The following is a 519-nucleotide window of genomic DNA, read 5'->3' as shown; positions in this document are numbered from 1 at the left end:
GGTCTGCGTCGCAGTACCGCTGGCAAGACGAACGGTACCATCCGAAAGCGACACGGTACCGCCGAACGCACCGGCACCCGAGTTGGTAAAGCTCAGTTCGTTCGCTTCAGCGCCGAGATCAACAATGAACTCGCCGGTGCCGGCAAGAATATTGCCAACAGATGCGGACCCCGTCTGGTCCAATGTCAGCGCCGCCCCGCTGCCAAGCGTAATCGTACCGGTCCCGGAAAGCCCTTTGACAGTCTGAGTGACCCCGTCACTTAAAGTGACGTTGCCCTGAGCCGTGAGAAGCGAAGTGCTGCCGAAGCCGCTGTTCGTACCGAGCGTAACGGTAACATTGCTGTCAACCGTCGTAGCGCCGGTGTAGCTGTTGCCGACAACACTGTCGCCAGCGTAGTCGACGATGGTAAACGAAGTCTGGGTTCCGTCGGCTGAGGAGAACTGCAGGCTGTGAGAACCGTCTTTATCCGAATCCGTTACAAGCGCGGAAAGCTCGTTGCTTGTGCCGCTGCCCGAAAG

Annotated in this window: 1 pseudogene; it reads right to left on the bottom strand. The window is 58.8% G+C overall.

The window, feature by feature from the left end:
- Window positions 1-519: pseudogene (locus H6A60_RS12415) on the bottom strand (hypothetical protein); the annotation flags it as partial.

Source organism: Sutterella massiliensis (assembly GCF_016899755.1).
Lineage (GTDB): Bacteria > Pseudomonadota > Gammaproteobacteria > Burkholderiales > Burkholderiaceae_F > Sutterella > Sutterella massiliensis.
The sequence above is the reverse complement of the archived record's forward strand: the minus strand, read 5'-3'. Positions and strand labels throughout refer to the sequence as shown.